26 protein-coding genes are annotated in these 24,222 nt (G+C 68.0%); 12 read left to right on the top strand and 14 right to left on the bottom strand.

The features are described 5' to 3' along the window. Nucleotides 1–9 precede the first annotated feature (9 nt). Entirely contained in the window at nt 10–1,062 is a 1,053-nt protein-coding gene (gene glpX, locus E8P82_RS03385) for a class II fructose-bisphosphatase (protein ID WP_136453083.1), read from the bottom strand. 146 nt (nt 1,063–1,208) lie between these two features. On the opposite strand from glpX, the gene E8P82_RS03390 reads away from it, so the two are divergent. The 3 genes from E8P82_RS03390 to E8P82_RS03400 are packed head-to-tail and all read left to right on the top strand — an operon-like array spanning nt 1,209 to nt 4,092. Further along, nucleotides 1,209–1,943 carry a DUF4245 domain-containing protein gene (locus E8P82_RS03390; RefSeq protein WP_246020922.1) on the top strand — a complete coding sequence of 245 codons (735 nt, stop codon included), beginning with the start codon at nt 1,209–1,211 and terminating at the stop codon, nt 1,941–1,943. A gap of 42 nt (nt 1,944–1,985) precedes the next feature. Further along, a complete protein-coding gene (locus E8P82_RS03395; protein ID WP_136453084.1) occupies nt 1,986–2,606 on the top strand; it encodes a carbonic anhydrase in 621 nt (206 codons plus the stop codon). Nucleotides 2,607–2,622: 16 nt separating this feature from the next. Continuing rightward, entirely contained in the window at nt 2,623–4,092 is a 1,470-nt protein-coding gene (locus tag E8P82_RS03400; RefSeq protein WP_136453085.1) for a class II fumarate hydratase, read from the top strand. Nucleotides 4,093–4,123: 31 nt separating this feature from the next. On the opposite strand, the gene E8P82_RS03405 is transcribed toward E8P82_RS03400, so the two are convergent. From E8P82_RS03405 to E8P82_RS03430, 6 genes are all read right to left on the bottom strand, one after another. Continuing rightward, nucleotides 4,124–4,594, bottom strand: a complete 471-nt coding sequence (locus tag E8P82_RS03405) for an NUDIX hydrolase (RefSeq protein WP_136453086.1) — start codon at nt 4,592–4,594, stop codon at nt 4,124–4,126. Nucleotides 4,595–4,599: 5 nt separating this feature from the next. Then, nucleotides 4,600–5,106 carry a prepilin peptidase gene (locus E8P82_RS03410; RefSeq protein ID WP_136453087.1) on the bottom strand — a complete coding sequence of 169 codons (507 nt, stop codon included), beginning with the start codon at nt 5,104–5,106 and terminating at the stop codon, nt 4,600–4,602. 144 nt (nt 5,107–5,250) lie between these two features. After that, nucleotides 5,251–5,718, bottom strand: a complete 468-nt coding sequence (locus E8P82_RS03415; protein WP_136453088.1) for a DUF4383 domain-containing protein — start codon at nt 5,716–5,718, stop codon at nt 5,251–5,253. Between the two features lie 145 nt (nt 5,719–5,863). Further along, nucleotides 5,864–6,703, bottom strand: coding sequence for a cytochrome c oxidase assembly protein (locus tag E8P82_RS03420; protein WP_136453089.1), 840 nt, complete (start codon nt 6,701–6,703; stop codon nt 5,864–5,866). Next, a complete protein-coding gene (locus tag E8P82_RS03425) occupies nt 6,700–7,272 on the bottom strand; it encodes a DUF2243 domain-containing protein (RefSeq protein WP_211096786.1) in 573 nt (190 codons plus the stop codon). Before E8P82_RS03425 ends, E8P82_RS03420 begins: the two co-directional genes overlap by 4 nt. A 76-nt stretch (nt 7,273–7,348) precedes the next feature. After that, nucleotides 7,349–8,116: an isoprenyl transferase gene (locus E8P82_RS03430; protein ID WP_136453090.1), complete on the bottom strand. Its 768-nt coding sequence runs from the start codon at nt 8,114–8,116 to the stop codon at nt 7,349–7,351. A gap of 209 nt (nt 8,117–8,325) precedes the next feature. Between E8P82_RS03430 and trhA the strand changes: the two genes are divergently transcribed. Beyond that, complete coding sequence (gene trhA / locus E8P82_RS03435; protein ID WP_136453091.1) at nt 8,326–9,111, top strand: PAQR family membrane homeostasis protein TrhA; 786 nt, start codon at nt 8,326–8,328, stop codon at nt 9,109–9,111. Between the two features lie 90 nt (nt 9,112–9,201). Here the strand turns inward: trhA and E8P82_RS03440 are convergent, their stop codons facing one another. Continuing rightward, entirely contained in the window at nt 9,202–9,534 is a 333-nt protein-coding gene (locus E8P82_RS03440) for a hypothetical protein (protein ID WP_136453092.1), read from the bottom strand. Nucleotides 9,535–9,622: 88 nt separating this feature from the next. Next, nucleotides 9,623–10,522 (bottom strand): mycothiol conjugate amidase Mca, encoded by a 900-nt coding sequence (mca, locus tag E8P82_RS03445; RefSeq protein ID WP_136453225.1) that lies wholly within the window; start codon nt 10,520–10,522, stop codon nt 9,623–9,625. A gap of 91 nt (nt 10,523–10,613) precedes the next feature. Between mca and E8P82_RS03450 the strand changes: the two genes are divergently transcribed. Together E8P82_RS03450 and greA are read left to right on the top strand one after the other, a co-directional pair. Continuing rightward, nucleotides 10,614–11,048 carry a DUF4307 domain-containing protein gene (locus tag E8P82_RS03450; protein WP_246020923.1) on the top strand — a complete coding sequence of 145 codons (435 nt, stop codon included), beginning with the start codon at nt 10,614–10,616 and terminating at the stop codon, nt 11,046–11,048. Between the two features lie 190 nt (nt 11,049–11,238). After that, entirely contained in the window at nt 11,239–11,730 is a 492-nt protein-coding gene (greA, locus tag E8P82_RS03455; RefSeq protein ID WP_136453093.1) for a transcription elongation factor GreA, read from the top strand. A gap of 26 nt (nt 11,731–11,756) precedes the next feature. Here greA and E8P82_RS03460 read toward each other — a convergent pair whose 3' ends face one another. The 3 genes from E8P82_RS03460 to E8P82_RS03470 form a co-directional block, all read right to left on the bottom strand. Next, nucleotides 11,757–12,353: a rhomboid family intramembrane serine protease gene (locus E8P82_RS03460; RefSeq protein WP_136453094.1), complete on the bottom strand. Its 597-nt coding sequence runs from the start codon at nt 12,351–12,353 to the stop codon at nt 11,757–11,759. 3 nt (nt 12,354–12,356) lie between these two features. Beyond that, a complete protein-coding gene (gene ilvA, locus E8P82_RS03465; protein ID WP_136453227.1) occupies nt 12,357–13,592 on the bottom strand; it encodes a threonine ammonia-lyase in 1,236 nt (411 codons plus the stop codon). A gap of 270 nt (nt 13,593–13,862) precedes the next feature. After that, a complete protein-coding gene (locus tag E8P82_RS03470; RefSeq protein WP_136453095.1) occupies nt 13,863–14,780 on the bottom strand; it encodes an aldose 1-epimerase family protein in 918 nt (305 codons plus the stop codon). A 74-nt stretch (nt 14,781–14,854) separates the two neighbouring features. On the opposite strand from E8P82_RS03470, the gene galT reads away from it, so the two are divergent. After that, complete coding sequence (galT, locus tag E8P82_RS03475; RefSeq protein WP_136453096.1) at nt 14,855–16,024, top strand: galactose-1-phosphate uridylyltransferase; 1,170 nt, start codon at nt 14,855–14,857, stop codon at nt 16,022–16,024. Next, nucleotides 16,021–17,175 (top strand): galactokinase, encoded by a 1,155-nt coding sequence (galK, locus tag E8P82_RS03480; protein WP_136453097.1) that lies wholly within the window; start codon nt 16,021–16,023, stop codon nt 17,173–17,175. The genes galT and galK overlap by 4 nt, the downstream gene beginning before the upstream one ends. A 119-nt stretch (nt 17,176–17,294) precedes the next feature. Here the strand turns inward: galK and E8P82_RS03485 are convergent, their stop codons facing one another. Beyond that, on the bottom strand, nt 17,295–18,173 hold the full coding sequence (locus tag E8P82_RS03485) for a Bax inhibitor-1/YccA family protein (RefSeq protein ID WP_136453098.1): 879 nt from the start codon (nt 18,171–18,173) through the stop codon (nt 17,295–17,297). A 302-nt stretch (nt 18,174–18,475) separates the two neighbouring features. Between E8P82_RS03485 and E8P82_RS03490 the strand changes: the two genes are divergently transcribed. From E8P82_RS03490 to E8P82_RS03505, 4 genes are read left to right on the top strand one after another with little or no spacing between them, the layout of a single operon-like run. Further along, nucleotides 18,476–19,819, top strand: a complete 1,344-nt coding sequence (locus E8P82_RS03490; protein WP_425455986.1) for a branched-chain amino acid ABC transporter permease — start codon at nt 18,476–18,478, stop codon at nt 19,817–19,819. A 9-nt stretch (nt 19,820–19,828) separates the two neighbouring features. Beyond that, nucleotides 19,829–20,809: a branched-chain amino acid ABC transporter permease gene (locus E8P82_RS03495; RefSeq protein ID WP_136453100.1), complete on the top strand. Its 981-nt coding sequence runs from the start codon at nt 19,829–19,831 to the stop codon at nt 20,807–20,809. Next, nucleotides 20,806–21,903, top strand: a complete 1,098-nt coding sequence (locus E8P82_RS03500) for an ABC transporter ATP-binding protein (RefSeq protein WP_136453101.1) — start codon at nt 20,806–20,808, stop codon at nt 21,901–21,903. The genes E8P82_RS03495 and E8P82_RS03500 overlap by 4 nt, the downstream gene beginning before the upstream one ends. Then, the gene (locus E8P82_RS03505) at nt 21,900–22,643 is read left to right on the top strand and encodes an ABC transporter ATP-binding protein (protein ID WP_136453102.1); all 744 of its coding nucleotides are present in this window, start codon (nt 21,900–21,902) and stop codon (nt 22,641–22,643) included. Before E8P82_RS03500 ends, E8P82_RS03505 begins: the two co-directional genes overlap by 4 nt. A 135-nt stretch (nt 22,644–22,778) precedes the next feature. On the opposite strand, the gene E8P82_RS03510 is transcribed toward E8P82_RS03505, so the two are convergent. Next, complete coding sequence (locus tag E8P82_RS03510) at nt 22,779–24,212, bottom strand: ABC transporter substrate-binding protein (RefSeq protein ID WP_136453103.1); 1,434 nt, start codon at nt 24,210–24,212, stop codon at nt 22,779–22,781. Nucleotides 24,213–24,222 lie beyond the last annotated feature (10 nt).

Genomic DNA, 24,222 nt, shown 5'->3' on the forward strand with positions numbered 1-24,222 from the left:
CCTGACCGACTACTGGTTCACGCGGGCGTAGCTCTCCCACTTGTGGGCCTGGTGCTCGCCGTCGACCACCCGGATGGTGCCGGACTTCGAGCGCATCACCATGGACTGCGTGAGCACCTTGTCCTTGCTGTAGCGCACGCCGCGCAGCATGTCGCCGTCGGTGATGCCCGTCGCCGCGAAGTAGCAGTTGTCGCTCGTGACGAGGTCGTCGGTGGACAGGACGCGATCGAGATCGTGGCCGGCGTCGATGGCCTTCTGCTTCTCCTCGTCGCTGGTGGGCCAGAGCCTGCCCTGGATGACACCGCCGAGCGACTTGATGGCACACGCGGTCACGATGCCCTCCGGGGTCCCGCCGATGCCCATCAGGGCGTCGACGTCGGTTCCCTCACGGGCTGCAGCGATGGCCCCGGCGACGTCGCCGTCCATGATGAACTTCGTCCGCGCGCCGGCCTCACGGATCTCCTCCACGAGCGGCTTGTGCCGGTCGCGGTCCAGGATCATGACATTGAGCTGGCTGACTTTCTTGTTGTTCGCCTTTGCGATCAGGTGCAGATTCTGCTTGACCGGCAGGCGCAGGTCCACCATGTCGGCGGCTTCCGGGCCCGTGACCAGCTTCTCCATGTAGAACACCGCGGAGGGGTCGAACATGGAACCCCGCTCGGCAACGGCGAGCACCGCGAGCGCGTTGTTGATCCCCAGCGCCGTCAGGCGCGTCCCGTCGATGGGATCGACGGCGACGTCGCACTCCGGACCACTGCCGTCGCCCACGCGCTCCCCGTTGAAGAGCATGGGAGCCTCGTCCTTCTCACCCTCCCCGATGACCACGACGCCGTTGAAGTGGACGGTCTGCAGCAGCGAGCGCATGGCGTCCACCGCAGCACCGTCGGCCAGGTTCTTGTCCCCGAAACCCACCCAGTGACCGCCCGCGATGGCTGCGGCCTCCGTGACGCGGACCAGCTCGAGGGCCAGATTGCGGTCCGGCTCGTCGTCGCCGACGGCCAGGGCCGGTGAGAGCGTCGAGTACTGGGCATTCGTTGCATTCGTGGCCACGTCAATCCTCATCGTCGAAGGTGGGCAGGCGGTGCGGCTGGTGCCTGTTCCGTAGCTGTCATCATAGGCGCGTCCGTGCCCCGGCGTCCGGCACGTACGATCCACGCGCCGATCCGGGACGGTTAGGTCACGCGCTCCGCATCAGCGAAAATGGACTCGTGACCGATCGAGATGACGAGCCGGGCGATCCCGGGACCGCTGCGCGCCCAGCGGAGGGATCCGCCGGCGAGCAGCGGCCTGCACCGGGACGGGCGTCGGAAGCGGAACGCGACGCCGAGCTGAACGACGACGCACCCCCCATCAGTCTCACGGCGAGTCAGTCCAGACGCGCAGGTTCGACAGCCCGTGGAATGCTCATCGCGACCGGCGCGACCATCGCCGTCGTTCTTCCGGTGTACTTCCTCAATCCCCCGCACACGCCCGAGACGTATCAGCGCGACATCGACGTGGCGACGGTCGCCCGTCAGGCAGCAGGGGACGCCGGGTATCTTCCCGCGGCGCCCGAGCTGGACGACTGGTCCTCCAACTACGCGCGCTGGGTGACCGGCCGCAGCGACGGCGTCGACTTCTGGGAGGTCGGCTTCCTGACCTCCGATGCCGGATTCATCCAGCTCACCCAGACCGACGACGCGAATCCCACCTGGGTCGCCCAGCGGATCGGTGACGCGCAGGTCTCCGGAGCGCGGACCATCGGCGGTCTCGAGTGGGAGCTGCTCGACGCCCCGGACGGCGACACAGTCCTGAGAACCGATGTCGACGGATCCACGGTGATCCTCAACGGCGAGGCGGAGCTCCCGGAGTTCGACAGCCTGGGCGCTGCGACGATCGAGGACATCCGCCAGAACGAGGCCGAGGAAGCCGACCGCGTGTCCTCCGCCGACGCGGACGGCTGACGCCTCCCGCCCGACGCGCTCACCGCAGTACAGTGGCGACTTATGACCCATGAACTGACCCCCGCCGCCGCCTGGCTCAGGCTGCAGGAGGGCAATGCGCGATTCGTCAATGCCGATGCCTCCCATCCCAATCAGGACGCCTCCCGGCGGGCCTCGCTCGTCAACACGCAGCACCCGTTCGCGGTCATCTTCGGCTGCTCGGACTCCCGGCTGGCGGCGGAGATCATCTTCGATCTCGGTCTCGGCGACGTCTTCGTGGTGCGCACGGCGGGCCAGGTGATCGACGACGCCGTCCTCGGCTCCCTCGAGTACAGCGTCGAGATCCTCGGCGTGCCGCTGATCGTGGTCCTCGGGCACGACAGCTGCGGCGCCGTGACCGCGACCATCGACACCGTCGAGACGGGCACCATGCCCGCCGGGTTCATCCGCGATCTCGTGGAGCGGATCACGCCCTCGGTCCTCACGGCCCGGAGAGCGGGGGTCACCGATGTGAACGCCACGGTGATCGAGCACACCCGGCAGACCACCGAGCGCCTCGTGGACAGTTCGCGGATCATCTCGAACGCAGTGGACGCCGGGACGGTTGCCGTCGTCGGTGTCTCCTACCGCCTCGACGAGGGAAAGGCCGTCCTGGTCTCCGGATTTGGCTCCGTGGAGACCTGAGCGCGAGAATGACCGCATGACTGACTCAGCTGCGTCCGGGCCCGACTCCACCACCGATTCCCCGAGCGGCACGGAGAGTGCCGGATACCGGATCGAACACGACACCATGGGTGAGGTCCGGGTCCCCGTCGACGCGCTGTACAGCGCCCAGACGCAGCGGGCCGTCGAGAACTTCCCGATCTCCGGCACCACGCTCGAACGCGCCCACATCGAGGCACTCGCGCGGATCAAGAAGGCAGCCGCGACGGCGAACGCCGAACTCGGGGTGCTCGACGCCGAGCGCGCCCGGGCCATCGAATCAGCGGCCGAGGACGTCGCAGCAGGACGCTACGACGGCGACTTCCCGATCGACATCTACCAGACCGGCTCGGGGACGTCCTCGAACATGAACACCAACGAGGTCATCGCGACCCTGGCCTCCCGTGCCCTCGAGGCCTCCGGCAGCTCTACGACCGTCCATCCCAACGACCACGTCAACGCCTCGCAGTCCTCGAACGACGTCTTCCCCACCTCCGTGCACGTCGCTGCCACCTCCGCCCTCGTGAAGGACCTCGTCCCGGCCCTGACTCATCTCGCCGAGGCGCTCGAGCGCAAGGCGACGGAGTTCAGCGACGTCGTCAAGTCCGGCCGCACCCACCTGATGGACGCAACCCCGGTCACGCTCGGCCAGGAGTTCGGCGGATACGCGGCTCAGGTCCGCTACGGCATCGAGCGTATCCACGCCTCGCTCCCCCGTGTCGCGGAGGTCCCTCTCGGCGGAACCGCGGTCGGCACCGGTATCAACACCCCGGCCGGCTTCTCGGCCCGCGTGATCGAACTCCTGGCCGAGGACACGGGACTGCCCCTCACCGAGGCCCGCGATCACTTCGAGGCGCAGGCCAATCGCGACGGGCTGGTGGAGATCTCGGGAATGCTGCGCACCATCGCGGTCTCGCTCACCAAGATCCACAACGATCTGCGCTGGCTCGGCTCCGGACCGAACACGGGCCTCGGGGAGATCGCGCTGCCCGATCTCCAGCCCGGGTCGTCCATCATGCCCGGCAAGGTGAACCCGGTCGTCGCCGAGGCCGTCATCATGGTGTGCGCGCAGGTGGTCGGCAACGACGCCACCGTCGCGTGGTCGGGAACCAATGGCGCATTCGAGCTCAACGTCGGCATCCCCGTGATCGCCCGCAACGTGCTCGAGTCCATCCGTCTGCTGAGCAACTCCACGCGGGTCTCCGCCGATCGCATGATCGACGGCATCACCGCGAACGTGGAGCGCGCCCGCTTCCTCGCCGAGGCCTCCCCCTCCATCGTGACGCCGCTGAACAAGCACATCGGCTACGAGAACGCGGCGAAGATCGCGAAGAAGGCGGTCGCGGAGGGACTCACGGTGCGTGAGGCAGTCGTCGCCCTGGGTTTCGTGGAGCGCGGCGAGCTCACTGAGGAGCAGCTGGACTCGGCCCTCGACGTCCTCTCGATGACGCGTCCTCCGCAGGCCTGAGCGTCGGCGGGGCCACGAACCCGGGCAGGACTCAGGAGACGAAGCGCGTCACGCCGTCGAAGCTGCCGGCACCGAGGACGAGTGCGCGGTGGCGCGCGTTCAGCTCCGGCAGCTGATCGAGGGGGAACCAGCGGACGTCGAGGGACTCGTCGTCGTTCACCCGGGCCGTCCCACTCACCCAACGGCAGCGGAAGTCCAGGTTCAGGAACGTGCACACGTCCCCGTTGGGGAAGGTGATCGGACCGACCACGCCGGTGTCCAGCAGGTACTCGACCTCCACGACGACGCCGGTCTCCTCCTCGCACTCCCGCTTGAGGGCGACGGCGGGTTCCTCACCGGGTTCGACCATCCCGGTGATGATCGTCCACCTGCCGTCGTCCGCGCGACGGCCGAGGAGAACGCGGCCGGCGTCGTCGAGGACCACTCCGCCCACTCCTGGCAGCCAGAGCGGGTCGTGGCCGATCCTGCTGCGCAGGGCGAGGACGAAGTCCGGTGTGGGCATGCCCTTCACGGTAGTACAGCGAGCGCGAGCGCAGCGCCGGCGATCAGGAACGGACCGAAGGCGATGGCGGAGCCCGGACCCGCCCTGCGGGCGAGAATGAGTGCGGCGCTCCAGAGCCCGCCCAGGACGAAGCCGAACGCGGGCCCCCACCAGAGCGCCGACCACCCGGCGAAGCCGAGGTAGAGCCCGAGCAGCCCGGCGAGCTTCACGTCTCCGAAGCCCAGGCCGCGGCGGTTCAGCAGGTGCAGTGCGGCGAAGCCCGTCCAGAGGATCGCACCACCGGCGAGCATGGCGATGACCCGGTGCCACTGGCCGGCACTGATCGCCGCTGCGCCGAGCAGGAGGACGGCCACGGGGTAGCTCGGCAGCACGATCCGGTCCGGCAGACGGTGGGTCCGCCAGTCGATGACGCTGAGCCGTACACCGATGAGGAGGAAACCGAGCAGCGCGACCCCGAGGAGCACCAGGGCAACGGGGTCCTGCCCCCGGTACTCAGCCAGCGCCGCGATCACGGGTCCACGCTACGTGATGCCCGAGGGCGCCACCACGGCGTCGCAGGCTCTGTGGATGCTCTGCTCCAGGGCATGGAAGAGGCCCCGGGACGAGATGTCCCGGGGCCTCAGCCGAACCGGATCGGATCGGATCTCGCTCGAGCGTCAGACGCGGGTCGTGGTGGTGTCGACCCGATCGCGTCGCCGGGGCAGCACGAGCGCCAGGAGGATCATGCCGACGCCGAGACCCAGGTGCAGCCAGTTGTCGGCGTTGTTGAGCGGTACGAAGTTGCTCGCCGCCATCGGGTCGACGATCAGACCGTAGATCCACAGCACGAGATAGATGATTCCTCCGACGAGGAGGTAGGAACGGGCCGCGCCTGCCGTGCGGGCGAGCGCCACGCCGGCAACGCCGAAGAGCAGGTGCACGATATTGTGCAGCACCGAGACCTGGAAGAGGTTCAGCAGCAATGCACCCGACTCGTGGCCCGCGAACTGCATTTCGTCGTAGTTGGTGGTGGCGCCGGGGATGAAGCCCAGAACACCGACGAGCAGGAACACGACACCGACGACCAGCGCCCCTGTCTGTACCGGCGTCCGGACATTGGATCGGGATGTGTTCGCGGTGGTCATGATGAATAGTCCTCCCATAGTGATGCCGTGCGGTCTCGTGAACCGGTTCCGGCCTGATCTCCATCAGCGTTTCATGCGAGCATCGACTATTGCACGCGCGAGGCGGACCGTCCAGCACATTCGGCGGTATTCGTCCATATTGTTGTCATTGTTGTCGTTCGGTGATCTGGGTCGCCCCTGCAACCCGACGTCGTCGCGCAGCGTTCCTGCCGGGCCGCCAGGAGCTGACCATGGCGAACGCCAGGAGCAGTTCGGCGATGTCGCCGCCGTAGTACATCAGGTCGGCACCGGCACGCAGATCCGCGCCCGGCGCAGGCACCTGGACCGGAGTTCCCGCATAGAGCAGCTGGGCCAGGACGGCGTGCCCTGCGATGGCGATGCCGAGGACCACCAGCCGCGACGGTACCGAGGGGCGGTGCGGCGCCGGATCGGGACCGGCGATGGCATGGGCGAACAGGTAGCCGGCGGCCAGGAAGTGGAGGTGCACCAGGTGATGCAGTACCTGGTGCTCGGTGATGAGCACATACAGTCCGGTGAAGTACAGCAGGTACAGGCCGCCGAGATTCAGGAGCAGTGCCGTGACCGGATGGGCCAGGAAGCCGAGGGCGACGGAGCCGAGCACGCGGCCGATCCTCCGACCCTGGCGGGTGGGAAGCGAGCGCAGGAGCAGGGTCACCGGGGCCCCGAGGACCAGAGCCAGCGGGGCGTACATGCCGATCAGCAGATGCTGGTACATGTGCGCGGCGAAGCTGCCCGGAGGGAAGGCGGAGACCTGCGGCACGAGGGCCACGATCAGCAGCCCGATCCCCGCCAGAAAGCTGCCCGTACGCCAGCGGCTCCATCCTCGTCCGTCATGCCTCCTGTGCCGTGCGGCCAGCACGTAGGTGCCTGCAAGAGCCACCAGGAGCACGACCGCGAGGACGACCGGGAGAGTTACCCCCCACCCGCCGGTGGCAGCATGACCGGCCCCGTGAGCGGCGATCATCGTCCGGACGCACGCTCCGGCCGGTCGGCGCTGTCGAGGGACCGACCCGAGCGCTGCACCAGCCAGCCGACGAGGATCAGTACGGCCCCGAGGACGAGGAAGGCAATGTCTGCTGCGCCCTGGTACTCACCGCTGATCACGTGGTGGATGCCCAGGATGTGGTGGTCGATGACGCCCTCGACGACGTTGAACACTCCCCAACCGACCAGGATCCAGCCCCAGAGCACGCGTGATGCCCATAGTCGGCCACGCGAGTGCGTCACGCGGGAGTAGAGGATCCCCAGTCCGGCCAGTACGGCGAGCCAGGTGATCGTGTGGAAGACCCCGTCCCACAGCGTGTTCATCTCCAGTCCGTGCACAGTGGTCACCGGGTAGTCACCGATATCGATATTGGCGCTTCCCGAACTGCTGAGCATGTGGTGCCACTGCAGGATCTGATGCAGGAGGATCCCGTCGACGAAGCCGCCGAGACCCACCCCGAGCAGGATGCCGGGGAGGGCGATGCGCCCGCGCATCCGTGCCTCACCCGTTCCGCCGACATTGCCCGAGGTCTCCGCTACGCTGCTCATCTGCCGCACGCTACTCTTCCGGTGGGTCATCAACCCTGTGATGAAGCCCACAGTACGCCGATTCCTCCGGCGGTCCTCAGGAGCCGAAGCGCCGCTGGCGCCGGCCGAAGTCACGCAGGGCGCGCAGGAAGTCGACGCGCCGGAAGTCGGGCCACAGCGCTTCGCAGAAGTAGAACTCGCTGTACGCGCTCTGCCACATGAGGAAACCGGACAGTCGCTGCTCACCCGAGGTGCGGATGACGAGGTCGGGATCCTGCTGACCTCGTGTGTAGAGGAACGAGGAGATGTGCTGATCGGTGAGCTCGTCCGCGAGGGCATCGAGGGACATGCCCCTGCCTGCCGCGTCGTGCATCAGCTCCTTGACGGCGTCGACGATCTCCCGCCGCCCCCCGTAGCCCACCGCCACGTTCACGTGGAGGCCGTCGATCTTCTCCGTCGAGACCGAGAGCGCCTCGAGCTTGCTGCTCAGATCCTCCGGCAGCAGGTCCAGGGCACCCACGGGTTGCACGCGCACACGATTGCTCTCACCCAGCCGGTCCAGGGTGTCCGCGATGATCGCCAGGAGCTGATCGATCTCCTCCTGGGGTCGGCCCATGTTGTCGGTGGAGAGCATGTAGAGCGTGACGACGTCCACCCCGAGTTCCTCGCACCAGCCCAGGAACTCGTGGATCTTGTCGGCGCCGGCGCGGTGGCCGTGACTCGTGGGCGCACCGGCCAGCTTGGCCCAGCGTCGATTGCCGTCGACCATCACACCGATATGGTGCGGGATCCGCTCGGGTACCAGCTGACGCTGGAGTCTGCGTTCGTAGAAGCTGTAGCCGACCGCAGGGAAATTCCACGTCACGCGCGTGTACCCTCCCCTGATCGCTGCTCCGCCTGTTCCCGGCCGAGCGGAGCAGCCGGTGGACTGCTGCGCGGCCGGGACCGGGACCGGCCATACCTTTCATACCGTACCGGCAGTCGGCCGTCGGGACGCTGAACCAGACCCTCTGCTGCGTCGCGGCATGCTCGCTGTCCGGGCTCGCCCGGAGCCCGCTGAGCTAGAATCGAGGCATGACACCGCGTCGCCCGGCTCCTGCTCCGCGCTCTCCGGACTCCGACCGACACGATGCTCGGCAGGGTGCTCGACATGGTGCTCGACAGGAGGAGACGGCCTTCGGGAATGTGGTCGACACCGTTGCCGGCCCGCTCGCCGATGCGCTCGCGACCAAGCCGGTGTGGCGTGGCTGGATCCACGCAGCCGCCACGCCGCTGGCGATCGCCGCGGGCGTGGTACTGGTCGTGCTGGCACCGACGCCGGGACTCAGGGTTGCATCGAGCATCTATGCTCTCACGGGTGTGCTCCTCTTCGGCATCAGCGCCGTCTACCACCGGGGCACCTGGGGTCCGCGCTCGAAGGCGGTCCTCAAGCGGCTCGACCACACGAACATCATGCTCGTCATCGCCGGGTCCTACACGCCGCTGGCCTGGGCGCTCCTCGAGCGGAGCAAGGCCGAGACCCTGCTGTGGGTCATCTGGAGCGGTGCAGTCGCCGGGGTCCTGTTCCGCAACTTCTGGGTCGATGCGCCGCGATGGCTCTACGTACCCATCTACGTGGCCCTCGGCCTCGGCTCGCTGTTCTACCTGCCGGAGTTCTTCGCGGCGAATGTCCCGGCGGCGATCCTCATCTGCGTGGGAGGCGTCCTCTACATCACGGGTGCCGTGTTCTACGGGATCAAGGCGCCGAATTTCTCACTGCGCGTCTTCGGTTTCCACGAACTGTTCCACGCCCTCACCGTGGTGGCGTTCGCGGCCCATTTCATCGCGATCATGCTGGCCGTCCTGAACCCTGTGCGTTGAACCCTGTGCCGGGCTGATCCACGGATACGTGCCGGCCTCGGTGACCGCTCAGCACCTACCGGCCGTGTACTGCGATCCTCGTGGTGGTCCTCACCTGGTGTCCGGACCGTGCTTCCCGCCGCTTGCGGGGTGACCACCGGAGGACCGGCGCCTGTCGCCCGGAACCTGGCCCGGCACCGTCGGGCTTCCGCCTCCCGGCGTCGTCGCCTGCTGGTGTGCCCGCGCCTGCTCCACCTCGCCGGCATAGCGGACACGCCTGATGCGCTTGACCATGTCCCGGATCAGGAAGATGACCAGCACGACGACGAACAGCGTCGCGAGGAAGCCCTCGATGCCCGGCGTCACCGACGCCGGGTCGATATCCGGCCGCAGTGTCGCCTCGTCGGAGGGCGTCGTCGCAGCCACGATCAGCTCAAGGAACACTCTGGCACCACTTTCCAAGCTCGCAACAGTTCACCCTGGACCGTCCTGGGTGATTCTACGCCGGACAGAAGGAGTGCGGAGCCGCACCTCAGGGTGTGATCCCGGCGAAGAGATCGTTCTCGGGCAGTGTCGACTCCACACGGCTCTCGATGAGCGAGTAGTCCTCGTAGGGCCAGACCTGACGCTGCATGTCGATGGAGACGGCGAAGAAGAAGCCCTCGGGGTCGACCTGGGTGCGGTGGGCGAGGAGCGCGCGCTCACGGTGCTCGAAGAAGTTGCCGCACTCGATCTGCGTCGTCGTCGGATGGGTGGGGGCGGGAGGCTGGTGGCCCTCCGCGTCCGCCTCGAGCCACTGCGCCAGGCGTTCGGCGTAGGGTGACTCCAGTCCGGCCGCCTCGAGCTCGTCGTGGAGCGCCTGGAAACGCTCCGGATTGAAGGCGCGGTCGTAGTAGAGCTTGGACACGGACCATGCCTCGCCCGTCCCCGGATAGCGCCCTGGATCCGACGCCGCCCGGAACGCCTCGACCGCGACGCGATGCGCCATGATGTGGTCCGGGTGCGGGTAGCCTCCGTTCTCGTCGTAGCTGATGATCACGTGGGGCCTGAACTCGCGGATGAGCTTCACGAGGGGCGCAGCGGCGCGCTCGAGGGGCTGCAGCGCGAAGCAGCCGAACGGTAGGTCCGGCAGCGGATCCCCCTCGGGCAGACCCGAGTCGGCGAATCCGATCCAGCGGTGCCGGACGCCGAGCTCGGCGACCGCGTGCGCCATCTCCAGCCGGCGCAGACCCGGGAGATCTCGTCCACCGTGCGGATCGTCCTCCATCTTGGCGTTGAGGATGTCACCGCGCTCACCACCGGTGCAGGTCGCCACCATCACCTCGGCTCCGGACGCCGCGTAGCCGGCCATGGTGGCCGCACCCTTGCTCGACTCGTCGTCCGGGTGGGCGTGGACCGTGAGGAGGCGGTAGCCCTCACGGGACGCCGGCATGTGATCATGGGTTGGCACTGCGTGCTCCTGGCTCTGCTGGGGTGGATGGCGGGGGGAGGATGCCGTAGCTGCTGGGCAGTAAAATGGGAATGTGAGTTCCGCCCATACGCCATCTTCCAGAGTAGCCAATCGCTACGGCACACCAAAGCCGGCGCGACGACCCCTCCGCGCACGCCTGCTCACCATCGCCGCGCTGCTCGCGGCGGTCGTGGCCGCCGGCGCCGTCGCCCTCACCACCGGCAGCGCGCCCGTGGACGCCAAGGACGTCGGCTTCTCCCTCGACGCCGACGGCCGGGTGAGTGTCGATTTCGAGGTGACGAAGGACCGCTCCGCGTCGGCGCAGTGCGCCGTGCAGGCGCTCAGCGAGAACTACGGGGTGGTCGGCTGGAAGATCGTGACCATCGGTGCGAACGGTCCGGAGGACGGCGCGAACAACGGCAGGACGACAGCGCAGCGCACGCAGATGCGCACCGATTCACCGGCTGTATCGGGTGGCGTCAACGCCTGCTGGATCGTCGAGGACTGAGTCCCTCCGCACGGGCTTCTTGGGTTATGGCTCCTGCCCCTCTAGAATGGAGCGAGACGTTCCACCCCGCTTCACCGGCCGACCAGCCACCAGAAGCGGGGTGTTTGTTTGGTGGTGGCCCCCCGTCACCACCCGAGCATCCCTGAACCGCACCGCACCCGGCGGAAGGCCGTACCGAAGGAGTTAGCCCATGACCACCAATGACGCCTCTGTCGCCTGGCTCACGCAGGAAGCCTACGATCGGCTCAAGAGCGAGCTCGATCACCTCTCCGGGCCGGGCCGCGCGGAGATCGTCGCCCGCATCGAACAGGCCCGTTCGGAGGGGGACCTCAAGGAGAACGGCGGATACCACGCTGCCAAGGAGGAACAGGGCAAGGCCGAGGGCCGGATCCGTCAGCTCACGGAACTGCTCAGGGACGCCCATGTGGGCGAAGCCCCGGCCGACGACGGCGTCGTCGAGCCCGGCATGATGGTCTCCGCGAGGATCGCGGGCGAGGTCGAGGACTTCCTCCTCGGTAGCCGCGAGGTGGCCGGGGGCACGGATATCGTGGTCTACAGCGAGAGGTCCCCCCTGGGAGCGGCGATCCAGGGAACGAAGGCCGGTGACTCCGTCACCTACACTGCGCCGAACGGCAAGCAGATCACCGTCGACATCATCTCGGCGACGCCCTACGTCGGCTGATCCGTCGGGTTCAGCTCTCCCAGCCGCTAGGAACCCGGCTCGGGGCGGTCCGGCCGCAGTGCGCCGGACCGCCGCCTGAGCATCGACGCTGCCGCGACACCGCCGAGCGCGCCGAAGAGGTGTGCCTGCCAGGAGACGTTCGAGCCGACCGTGGGAAGGACTCCCCAGAGGATCGACCCGTAGACGAGGAAGAGGACGACGGCGAGGAGGATCTGCTTCCAGTCACGGTTGTAGAAACCCCGCGTGACGAGATAGGCGAACAGGCCGAAGACAACGCCCGAGGCGCCGATGGTCAGTCCCCCACCGAAGAGCCAGGTGCCCAGGCCCGAGGCGAACCAGCTGATCCCGACCGCGACGACGAAGCGTCGGACCCCCTCCAGGAACGCGAGGAACCCCAGGACCAGCAGTGGAAGAGTATTGCTGACCAGATGGTCCACCCCACCGTGCAGGAGCGGCGCGAAGACGATGCCGTCGAGCCCGTCGACGCGCCGTGGGGCTATGCCGAGGGTCCGCACGAGCAGATTGCCGAGCAGTACGTTCAGGAGGAACACCGCCCACATCGATCCGACCAGACCGAGCACCGTCAGCAGACCGGCCTGCGCCCTGCGCGCCAGTGGCCTCATCGTTCAGCCCCGGATGACCATCGGCTGGAAGCCCTCGGCGCGCAGATTGCCGAGGACCTCCTCGCAGTGCTCCTCGCCCTTGGTCTCCATGTTGATGGTGATCGCGACGTCGCCCATGCTGATCGACCCGCCCACGCGCGTGTGGTCGACGCCGGTCACATTGGCGTCCGATTCCGCGATGATGCGGGAGATCGTGGCCAGGGAGCCCGGTCTGTCGTCGAGCAGCATGCGCACCACCAGGTAGCGCCCCGCAGCGGCGAGACCGCGCTGGATGACCTTCAGCATCAGCATCGGGTCGATGTTCCCGCCGGAGAGCACCACCACGGTTTTCCCGGGATCGGCGCCGCCCGCCGTCAGCTTCCCGTCGAGCAGCGCCGCCACCCCGACCGCGCCCGCGGGCTCGACGACCAGCTTGGAGCGTTCCATGAGGAAGATCAGTGCACGCGCGAGCGAGTCCTCGCTCACGGTCATGACGTCGTCGACGAGTTCGCGGATGATGGAGAACGGCAACTGGCCGGGGCTCCCCACGGCGATCCCGTCCGCGATCGTCGAGACCCTGGTCAGGGGCACGAGGGCATCGGCCGCCAGGGACGGCGGGTAGGCCGCGGCGTTCTCGGCCTGCACCCCGATGATCCGGATGGTGCGCCCGAGCTCCCTCGCGCGTGCCTTCACGGCGACGGCGACCCCGGCCAGCAGACCCCCTCCGCCGACCCCCATGAGGATGGTGTCGACGTCGGGCACCTGCTCCAGGATCTCCAGACCGATGGTTCCCTGGCCTGCGACGACGTCCGTGTCGTCGAAGGGGTGCACGAAGATGGATCCCTTGGCATCGGCATACCTCTTCGCCTCGGCGAGTGCCTCGTCCACGGTGTGGCCGTGCAGGATCACCTCGGCTCCGTGTCCGCGCGTCGCGGCGAGTTTGGGCAGGGCGACGCCGAGCGGCATGTAGATGCGCGCGGAGATGCCGAGCTTCGCCGCGGCGACGGCGACGCCCTGGGCGTGATTGCCCGCCGATGCCGCGACGACGCCGCGGGAACGCTCCGCCTCGGTCAGTTGCGCCATCCGGTTGTAGGCCCCGCGGACCTTGAACGAGCCGGCGCGCTGGAGGTTCTCGCACTTCAGGGACACGACGGAGCCGGTCAGCCGGCCCAGGGCACGGGACTGCTCGACGGGCGTCAGGGCGATGACGCCCTGCAGGGTCCGCTGGGCGGCCTCGACGTCGGCCAGCGTGACCGGCAGCGCGGGCTCCGGGTCGCGGCCCGCTGTGCTCCCGGCCGGGGGTGCTGATGGGGAGGTGAGGGTCTGCTCGATCACTGGGGCATCTCTTCCTGGAGTGCTGGCGCCGAGGCTGCGGCGTGAGGTCCTGGGGTGCCGGCCGGTGGCGCGGAACGCCCGCCCACCGGCCCGGTGATCCCGGGCCCTCGCGCGGCGCGCTGCAGCACGCTGTTCCGTGGTGCTCCAGGCAGGCGCTGCATGGACCAATCCTTCCACAGAAGAAGACCTCACCAGCTACCGGAGGGCCGGCAGTATGCCCCATCCGGCCGAGAAGGATGCTCCCGGGTCGAGCCAGCGCAGGCCCTCCCCCGAGTTGAGTGCATCGGCCGGCGCCGTCATCGGCTCGATCGCCACGGCCTTGGCGACACCGGGATAGCTGGTGCTGACGTAGACATGGGCGTAGGAGAACGACGCATCTGCCCAGAGGGTCACTCTCCGCCCGTCGGGCGCCGAGAGCACATGCTCGAAGCGGCCGTCGACAGGATCCAGGCCGGTGAACGCGGTGTCGAACGCGATGTCGCCGATCCGCCGGCCCGAACGAAGGTCGTGCTGTCCGGAGACCTCCGCTGTTCCTGTCGGAATCGCGGACTCGTCGGTGAGGAACATCCGCCCCGCGCGGACGGTGATGGTGAGCTCCTGGGTGGGCACGTCGGAGATCTTGAGATAGGGATGGGCGCCGAGGGCGAAGGGTGCGGGCGCCGCCGAGAGATTGGTGAGCTCCTGGGTGACACGGAGCTGATCCGCTGTGAGCTCGTAGGTCACCCGATGGAGCAGGTGGAAGGGATATCCGTGCTGGGGGAAGATCTCCGCCTGGAGGACCACGTGGGAGTCCCCGACGTCGAGGCTCTGGTAGCCGGTGTTGCGCAGGAGCCCGTGGATCGCGTTGCCCCTGGACGGTTCGGTGATGTCGAGTTGCTGTTGAGTACCGTTCAGGGACCACCGGCCGTGCGCCACCCGGTTGGGCCAGGGCGCCAGCATGATGCCGGCGCCGCCTGCGGGGATGTCGTCGTCCCCCCACGTCTCGGTGAGGGCCACACCGTCCTGCTCGTAGGATCTCAGTGCCGCCGCCAGGCTCGCGACGACGACGGTCGAGGATCCGGCCCTGAGCGTGTAGTTGGTTCCGCTGGCCAGTGCTGGGGTCTCCGGGATCATCCAGTGATGCTACAGCCGTACGGGTCCGTCATGATCGGCCGACGGGCACAGTCCCGGTGATAGTTTCTTGGTCCATGACCTACATCACCCCCACCAGGCTGTCCGACGGACGAGAGCTGATCTACTTCGATGAGCGCGAGGCGAACGCCGATCTGCACCGGGAGCCGGGTGTCGTGCATGACGACCGCGCGCTTCCGCCGCGCGGGCCGGCCGGGACCACGCGTTTCGATGCCCTGACCGGTGAGTGGATCGCCGTCGCGGCACACCGCCAGGGTAGAACCCACCTGCCGCCCGCCGAGCACTGTCCGCTGTGCCCGACGACGGAGGTCAACCACTCGGAGGTCCCCGCCCCCGACTACGAGGTCGTGGTGTTCGAGAATCGGTTCCCGTCCTTCGGTCCCGAGCTGGGCGAGCTCCCCCCGGCGCCGGGGTGGGGCACGACGTCGACGGCGTACGGTCGGTGCGAGGTCGTCGCGTTCGATTCCGAACACGATGGTTCCTTCGGGTCGCTGGGTTTCGAGCGGGCCAGGACCGTCGTCGAAGCCTGGGCGCATCGCACCGAGGCGCTCTCGGCGATGCCGGGGATCAGGCAGGTCTTCTGTTTCGAGAACCGTGGTGCGGAGATCGGCGTCACCCTGCTGCATCCGCACGGCCAGATCTACGCCTACCCCTTCATCCCTCCGAGGGCCGCGACACTTGCCTCACGAGCGGCCGAGTTCTTCGAGGCCTCCGGTGGGACGCGCACACTCATGGGTGAGGCCCTGGCCTCGGAACGGGAGTCCGGGGACCGCATGATCATCGAGGGTCGGCACTTCAGTGCCTTCGTTCCCTTCGCAGCCCGCTGGCCGCTCGAGGTGCATCTGGTGCCGCACCGCCAGGTTGCCGACTTCACCGGCCTGTCCGGTGCCGAGCGCGATGAGCTCACGGCGGTGTACCTCGATGTCCTGGCCCGCGTCGACAACCTCTACCCGACGCCGACCCCGTACATCGCGGCATGGCAGCAGGCGCCTCTGGACGCGACCGTGCGCCCCGCGAGCTGTTTCCACCTGCAGCTCACGTCACCGCGCCGTGCTGCCGACAAGCTGAAGTTCCTTGCCGGGTCGGAGGCGGCCATGGGCGCCTTCATCAACGACACCACACCGGAGAAGGTCGCCGCAGCTCTGCGGGAGGCGACACCGGACCCCGCACCATCCGCTGCTGCTCCTGCCTCTGCTGCCGCTGGATCCCGGGAAGGGAGGGCATGATCAGCGCGCCCCGCTGTCTCGCGGAAGTCTTCGACGACCGCTTCGGTCGTGAACCCGATGGGCTGTGGTCGGCGCCGGGCCGCGTCAATCTCGTGGGTGAGCACACGGACTACAACGACGGCCTCGTCCTGCCGTTCGCCATCGGGCAGTCCACGACCGCGGCCGCAGCGGTCCGGACGGACCGGTTCGTGCGGGTCGCCTCCACCCTGGCGCCGGGTGAGGACCCGGTGACGGTGGATCTCGATTCCCTCGAGGAGGGCACGGTGCAGGGCTGGGCGGCCTATCCGCTCGGGGTGCTCTGGGCCATGGAGCACTCGGGACATCGCTGCCCCGGCATGGACATCCTCGTCGACTCCGGCGTCCCGGTGGGCGCCGGCCTGTCCTCCTCGGCGGCTCTGGAATGCTCGGTCGCCCTCGCCGTCAACGACCTCGCCGGCGCCGGGGTGTCGCGGCGGGAACTCGCGGTGATCGGGCAGCTCGCCGAGAACCGGATGGTCGGCGCTCCGACCGGCATCATGGACCAGTCGGCCTCCCTCCTCGGCGAAGCCGGGCACGCTGTCTTCCTCGACTGCCGCTCCGGGGACTCGCGGCTCGTCCGCCTCGATCTCGAGGGCGCGGGCCTCGCCCTGCTGGTCATCGATACGCGTGTCACCCATGCGCACGCCACGGGTGGATACGCCGAGCGTCGCCGCTCCTGCGAGCTCGGGGCCGAACTGCTGGCCGTGCCCGCCCTGCGCGATCTCTCCGTCGGGGATCTGGCCGAGGCAGCGGGGCTGCTCGACGAGCAGACCTTCCGCAGGGTGCGTCACGTGGTGACCGAGAACGCTCGCGTCCTCGACGCCGTGGACGTCCTCGACGCGGGGCCGGCCGGTCTCGGCCCGCTGCTGGTCGCCAGTCACGCCTCCATGCGGGACGACTTCGAGATCTCCTCGAGAGAACTCGACCTCGCCGTCGACACGGCGCTCGATGCCGGGTCGCTCGGGGCACGCATGACCGGCGGGGGCTTCGGTGGCTCTGCGCTGGCGCTCATCCGGGCCGCCGACAGCGCACACATCGGCGCCGCCGTCGAGAAGGCGTTCGCCGCCGCGGGCCTGAGGCGGCCTGGGATCTTCGGCGTCCTTCCCGGAGCGGGCGCCGCCAGAGTTGCCTGAGGCACAGACGCAGAAGAACCCGCACCCCTGAGAGGGTGCGGGTCCTCCTGAGGCGAGGCCCTCCGTGGGGCGTACCGACCGTCAGCCGGTCCAGCCGGCGAGAACCGGCCGGGCGGGGCTCACTCGCTGCCGCGGATGATCGCGATGAGGCGGAGGATCTCGACGTACAGCCAGATCAGGGTGACGGTGAGACCGAAGGCCGCGGTCCAGGAGTACCTCTGCGGGGCACCGTGCCGGACGCCCTCGCTGATCGAGGTGAAGTCGACGATGAGGGAGAACGCGGCGAGACCGATGGCGAGCAGTCCGATCACGAGACCGAACGGGATCCCCTCGGCGAAGCCGAGCATCCCCTCGGTTCCCGGGATCCCGGTGCTGCGAAGGCCGAACATCCCCTCGGTCACGCCGAAGATCATGAGGCCCAGATTGACCAGTGAGAACACCGCGTAGCTGATGATGGCGATCATGAAGAACTTCATCGCCTTCGGGGTGGCGCGCACCTTGCCGCTCTTGAACAGCGCCAGCGTCACACCGAACACCACGAGGGTTCCGAGAACCGCCTGCACCGCGATCCCCGGGAACCGCGCTTCGAGCACCGTCGTGATTCCGCCGACGAAGAGGCCCTCCAGAGCCGCGTAGGCGAGGATCAGCGCCGGTGAGGGCTCGCGCTTGAAAGCATTGACGAGACCGAGGACGAAGCCTCCGAGCGCTCCGACCACCATGAGGGGCAGCGCGAGTCCCGGCAGCACGAACGCCGGAACCGCTGCACCCAGGAGGACCACGCCGATACACAGCAGCGTCTTCACGATCACGTCGTCGAAGGTCATGCGACCCATCTGGGCCGGTCCCGCCGATGGCTGGTTGTACAGATGCTCCAGCTGCTGCCGGCTCGCGGTCGAGTCCCCCGCGTACGTCACCGTGCCCGTTCCCGCCGGCTGATTGCCCCGGGTAGCGGATCGGAACGTCTTCCCGTTGAAAACCGGATTACCGCCAAGTGCCATGTTCTTCTGTCCTCCATATGGGCCCGCGTGTCCGGGCAACCCTACCAACATCAACGATTCCGGGCGTCGTTTGTTCCCTCCGCGGGGTGCCCCGCGAGGATGACGAAGGGGAGGATGACAAGACCGGCAGGGCCGGAGCACGGGATCGTTACCGAATCGCTATCTCCTGCGGAACCTTTTGCGTACCGCTGAACCTACCCGCGAGTAGCATGATCTCGACGTCGGTGACACGCGTCACAGTTGCCCTCCCGTCGGTCCTCCGCCGGGTCTGTCCCACCGCGGAGGTTCCCATCTTGCTCACCCTGACGACGCCTGCACGGATCAGGAGGTCGCTGCTGCTGGCTCTCGGCGTCGTGCTGCTCGTGCTGCTCGGGACCCCGGCGTCCCATGCATCAGCCGAACCGCCCGCGCCGGGAACGCACCTCGGGTCGCTCCGTGTGCAGGGGACCACCGGTGACCAGGAGCAGGAGTTCGACAACAGCATCGGCGGGGTGCTCCGCGGTGCCGCCGGACCCCTCGCAGGTGTCACCGTCACGGTCACCGGCAACGGCTTCGAGGGCGAGACGACCTCGGGGGCGAACGGTGCCTGGCGGATCGGCGTGCCGGAGCAGGGCACCTACGAGGTCGGCATCGACGAGGACACCCTCCCCGAGGGCAGGGTACTGGCGGAAGGTCAGGAGAATCCGCGGGAGGTGAGTTTCGCCAACACCTCCAGCGCGACCACGCTGTTCCTGTTCGGCGACGGCATCACCACGCAGCAGACCCCGTTCCTGGAGACACTCGCCGAACGCGCCCTGGCCGGTTTCAGCTTCGGCCTCCTGCTCGCGCTCAGTGCCGTCGGCCTGTCCCTCATCTTCGGGACCACCGGACTCACCAACTTCGCCCACGGGGAGATGGTGACGTTCGGCGCCGTCGTCGCCTTCGGTCTCGCGGCGACCGGTCTGCCCATCGCGGTCGCGATCGTGCTCGCGGTCGTCGCAGGTGGTCTCCTCGGGTACGTGCAGGATGCCGGATTGTGGAAGCCGCTGCGGCGACGCGGAACCGGTCTCGTACCCATGATGATCGTCAGCATCGGCCTGGCTCTCGCCCTGCGCTACATCATCCAGCTGTTCTTCGGCGGCGCAACCCAGCAATTGCCCGGGTCGCAGAGCGAGATCATCGACGTCGGCTCCGTGTCGATCTCCCGCAACAACCTGACGTCCCTGGCAGTGAGCCTGGTCATCATCCTCGTCGTCGCCTTCCTGCTCCTGCGAACGCGGGTCGGCAAGGCCACGCGGGCCGTGGCCGACAATCCGGCCCTGGCTGCCGCGTCCGGTATCGACGTCGATCGCGTCATCCGCATCGTGTGGGTCGTGGGGGGAATGCTCGCCGCACTCGGCGGCATCCTGTGGGCGTACTACCGCCCGGGCGTCTCCTACAACATGGGCCAGCAGATCCTGCTGCTCATCTTCGCCGGCGTCACCCTCGGCGGACTGGGCACCGTCTTCGGCGCACTCATCGGCTCCATCATCGTCGGGCTCTTCGTGGAGATCTCCACGATCTGGCTCGAGGCGGACCTCAAGTACGTGGGGGCGCTGCTGATTCTGATTCTCGTGCTCCTCTTCCGGCCGCAGGGTATCCTCGGCCGCAGCGAGCGCATAGGTTAGGGACTCCTCATGGACTTCGGAAACATCCTCGTCAACGCCTTCGGTGAGCTGATCAGTCCCACCACTGCGGCGTACGCGCTGGCTGCCCTGGGTCTGGCCGTGCACTTCGGCTACTCGGGACTGCTGAACTTCGGCCAGGCCGGCTTCATGGCGGTCGGAGCGTACGGCTACGCGATCGCTACCCTGACCTTCGATGCCCCGCTCCCGCTCGCGGTCCTCGTGGCGATCCTCGCGTCGGTCCTCTTCGCCATCCTCCTGGGCATACCGACGCTCAGACTGCGGGCAGACTATCTCGCGATCGTGACCATCGCCGCCGCCGAGATCATCCGCTACATCGTCACGACCAACGGGCTGACGGACATCACCGGGTCCGCCAACGGTCTTGCCGCCTTCGAGGGCGGCTTCTTCGGGCTCAATCCCTTCCCGGTGGGGACCTACGACGTCGGCCCCCTCGCCCTGAACGAGCGGGACCTGTGGATCAGGGTGGTCGGCTGGACCGTGGTGATCCTGGCCTGCCTGACGGTCTGGCTCCTGATGCGCAGCCCCTGGGGCCGGGTGCTCAAGGGCATCCGAGAGGACGAGAACGCCGTGCGCTCGCTCGGCAAGAACGTGTATGCCTACAAGATGCAGGCGCTCGTGATCGGCGGGATCCTCGGGTCCCTGGCCGGCATCATCTTCACGCTGCCCCGCGGAGCCGTCCAGCCGGCCAACTACGCGACGGAGCTGACCTTCTTCCTCTACACCTGCCTCCTGCTGGGGGGCATGGCGACGGTGCTCGGGCCGGTGATCGGCGCGATGATCTTCTGGGTGGTGCTCTCGCTGACCCAGGGCCTGCTGTACGGTGCCATCGAGATCGGAGCCATCACGTTCCTGTCGAACGCGCAGGCGGGCCAGCTGCGCTACATCCTCGTGGGTGTGGCACTGATGCTGCTCATGGTCTTCAGGCCGCAGGGCGTCCTGGGCAACAAGAAGGAGCTGGCATTCGCATGAGCGCAGAACACACAGGTCACACCCCGGACCCGCTCGACCGGAACTCCCGTGGAGGCCGGACCGCCGGGAGTGCAGCTGCCGCGGCCGGGTCCCACGCCGTGGACCCCGGAGTGGTCCCGGCGGCGCCGATCGCCACCGACGGGACGGGCCCGGGCTGCCGGAAGCGTGATCCCATCGTCGTGGCGGACAACGTGACGCGGAGTTTCGGCGGCGTCAACGCCGTCGACGTGGAGCACCTGGAGATTCCCCGCCACATGATCACGGCGCTGATCGGGCCCAACGGTGCCGGGAAGACCACCCTGTTCAATCTGCTGACCGGTTTCGACACACCCGACAGCGGCGACTGGGAGTTCGACGGCGCGCCGCTGGCCAAGGTCGCCTCGCACAGGGTGGCGCGCATGGGAATGGTCCGCACGTTCCAGCTCACCAAGGTCATGGGCAAGCTCACGGTCATGGAGAACATGCGGCTGGGTGCAACGGACCAGCCGGGTGAGAGCCTGGCCCGCGCGCTGTTCAAGGGCGTATGGGGCCGGCGGGAGAAGGAGATCACCGCGCAGGCCGAGGTGCTGCTCGCGAAGTTCAAGCTGGACACCAAGCGCGACGACTACGCGGCGTCACTCTCAGGGGGTCAGCGCAAGCTCCTCGAGATGGCGCGGGCGCTGATGGTACGACCTCGACTCGTGATGCTCGACGAGCCGATGGCCGGCGTCAACCCGGCCCTCACGCAGTCACTGCTCGACCACATCAGGAGTCTGAAGGACGAGGGCATGACGGTACTGTTCGTCGAGCACGACATGCACATGGTCCGCCACATCGCGGACTGGGTGGTCGTCATGGCGGAGGGGAAGGTCGTCGCCGAAGGGCCTCCGGCAATCGTCATGAAGGACCAGGCCGTCATCGACGCCTACCTGGGCGCCCACCACGACGTCGACCTGGGCGACAGCACGGGCGTCGACCATCTCGCGGAGGAGCTCGCCGGCGACGACGCCTCGGTCGTCGGCACCGATGAGGAAGGGATCCTCGGGACCGGCGGCGCGGAGGCCGGCGGAGCACACACGGCGGAGTCTGCGCAGACGGACGAGGAGACGAGATGAGAGAAGATTTCGACGGCGATTCGGTCGTGAAGGTCACCGAGCTGGTCGCGGGATACCTGCCCGGTGTCAATATTCTCAACGGCTGCAGCATCGAGGCACGCCGCGGTGAACTCATCGGGATCATCGGGCCCAACGGGGCCGGCAAGTCGACGCTCCTGAAGGCCATGTTCGGTCTCGTGAAGGTCCACTCCGGCACCGTGATGGTGCGCGGGAAGAACCTGACCGGCCTGAAGGCGAACAAGCTCGTCAGTCAGGGCGTGGGCTTCGTACCGCAGACCAACAACGTCTTCGGCACCCTGACCATCGAGGAGAATCTCGAGATGGGCATGTACCAGCGGCCCAGGGACTACAGGGAGCGCTTCGAGTTCGTCACGGGTCTCTTCCCCGAGCTCGGCAAGCGGAAGGCGCAGCGAGCGGGTTCGCTCTCGGGCGGCGAACGGCAGATGGTCGCCATGGGCCGGGCGCTCATGATGGATCCCGCTGTGCTGCTGCTCGACGAGCCCTCTGCCGGGCTCTCCCCGGTCAGGCAGGACGAGACGTTCCTGCGGGTGCACGAGATCAACCGCGCCGGCGTGTCCGTGATCATGGTCGAGCAGAATGCACGGCGCTGTCTGCAGATCTGCGACCGCGCCTACGTGCTCGACCAGGGCAAGGACGCCTACACCGGAACCGGCCGGGAACTGCTGAAGGACCCGAAGGTCATTCAGCTCTATCTCGGCACGCTCGCCGACACCGCCTGAGCATCTCGCCTCCCCGGTTCCGGCTGTCCCCGCAGGTATGCCCTGCAGAACAGCCCCGGCACGCCTTCCGAGGAAGGGTTGCCGGGGCTGATCGGTCCGGCCTAGGAGCCGGTCTCTCCGACGAGCTGTTCTACCTCAGAGCTGTCCGATCTCCGAGCGGTAGGGCTGGGGCACGTTGTCGCCGTCGTACCGGTAGATCCCGATGGCGGCCTCCGTGGGATCACCGTTCTCGTCGAAGGCCACCGGGCCGGAGATGCCGTCGTAGTCGATGTCCTCCCCGTCACGCAGCAGGGTGACGCAGCCGGCGAAGTCGAAGCACTTGGTGCCGTCCTTCGACACGGCCTCCAGTTCTCCGGCAAGATCCGCGCCCTCCACGCTTCCGGCCGCTTCGGCGGCGAGTGCGATGAGATTCACCGCATCGTAGGCCTCACCGGCGTACGCGAGACTGGTCAGATCCGGGTCGACGGTCGCCAGGGCGTCCTGGAAGGCGGTTCCGGCGAAGGGACCCGGGATGGTGCCCTGGGCGCCCTCGAGTGTTCCCGGATCGAGGTCCTCGCTGTAGTCGGAGGTGTTGCCGTCCACCATGAACAGCGTGCTCGGGTCGATGCCGCTGGCGATGAGCAGCGGGACGATGCTCGTGGCCTCGTCGAAGCTGATCAGGACCACCGCGTCCGGTGCGGCTGCGGCGATCGCGTCCACCTGGCTCGAGAACTGCGAGTCACCCGTGTTGAACATCTCGTTGGCGACCACCTGCCCGCCCGCGGCTTCCACGGTCTCCTGGATATTGCTCTGGAGACCGGTCCCGTAGGAGTCGTTCAGCGTGATCATGCCGACCGTCTGGGCTCCGCAGGTGGTGATGTAGGTGCCGAGGGTACGGCCCTGGAGCACGTCCGAGGGAGCTGTACGCCAGTAGAGCCCGTCGTCGTCCCAGTCCGTGAACTCGGGCGAGGTGTTGGCGGGTGAGAACATCACCACGCCGGCGCCCGTGATCTGGTTGATGACGGTCTTGGAGACACCCGACGAGGCAGCCCCGACGATCGCGTTGACGTCCTGCGACAGCAGATCGGTCACGGACTGGGTGGCGATATCCGTCGTCGTGTCACCGGAGTCGCGCTGGGTGATGGAGACGTCCTGTCCCAGGACACCGCCGGCCTCGTTGATCTCGTTGACCGCGAGTTGGCTGCCGGCGATCTCGGGCGGGCCGAGGAACGCCAGTGTTCCGGTGGTGGGCAGGAGGGAACCGAGCCGGAGCGGCTCGGGGCTCGTGGTCTCGCTCGCCGGCACGGCAGCGGGATCACCCCTCTCCCCCTGCTCCTGTCCTTCCGCACCCTCCGACTCCGGGCAGGCCAGCGACGCCATTGCCGCTGCGCTGCTGGTCTCGGCAGGGCCGGCCTCGGTACTGGTCGTCGTACTGCTGTCGGTGCTCTCGCTCCCGGTATCCGTATCATCGGAATCACCTGCGCAACCGGAGGCGAAGAGGGCTATGCCCAGTCCGAGTGCGGCGATCCTCACCGCACTCGGAGTGCGTTCCCCGATGCCGAACAGCGCGCGGTTGCGTGGTGCAGTCATGAATCAGTCT

Source organism: Arthrobacter echini (genome assembly GCF_004803505.1).
Classification (GTDB): Bacteria; Actinomycetota; Actinomycetes; order Actinomycetales; family Micrococcaceae; genus Arthrobacter_D; species Arthrobacter_D echini.